The sequence below is a fragment of the Belnapia arida genome, assembly GCF_016773205.1.
GTDB classification, from domain to species: Bacteria; Pseudomonadota; Alphaproteobacteria; order Acetobacterales; family Acetobacteraceae; genus Belnapia; species Belnapia arida.
This window is the reverse complement of the sequence record NZ_JAETWB010000184.1, coordinates 1-462: the sequence shown is the minus strand read 5'-3', so window position 1 is coordinate 462 and position 462 is coordinate 1. Positions and strand designations below refer to the sequence as shown.

General features: G+C 61.0%; 1 protein-coding gene. It reads left to right on the top strand.

Annotation, left to right across the window (positions count from 1 at the left end; all coding sequences use genetic code 11):
- Positions 1-259: 259 nt before the first annotated feature.
- On the top strand, positions 260-462 hold a 203-nt coding region (locus tag JMJ56_RS33310), incomplete at its 3' end, for a response regulator (RefSeq protein ID WP_202836147.1).

Sequence of the window (462 nt, the reverse complement as noted above, 5' to 3'; positions counted from 1 at the left end):
GGTGAGGCCGGATCCGGGAACAAGGTCATGCTGCAGGGTAGTCGGCGGGTGCGGGCGGTCTCTTAACCGCCTAACCGCAGCACGCCGCCAACACGACGCTCAGGGCATCTCCACAACCGAAGGATGCAAGAAATTCCCACCACAACCTATGCGGGTAACTTACTCGTAAGGTTCCAAATGCGTGATTTCACGCATCCCCGAAGCGGGAGCAGTGTTTCGCCTACAGGTAGTGAAACTTGGGATCGAAGGAACCAAGACGATGGCGGTGCTGCTGGTCGAGGACGACGCTATGGTGCGCCTTACCCTCGCCGACTTCTTCGAAGCAGCTGGGATCGACTTCCTCGAGGCCGGCAATGCCGAGGATGCCCTGGCCATCCTCGACGACCCTTTGCAGCGCATCGACGTGCTGGTCACCGATCTCAACCTGGGCGCCGGCGACAGTGGCCTGGCCCTGGCCACCAA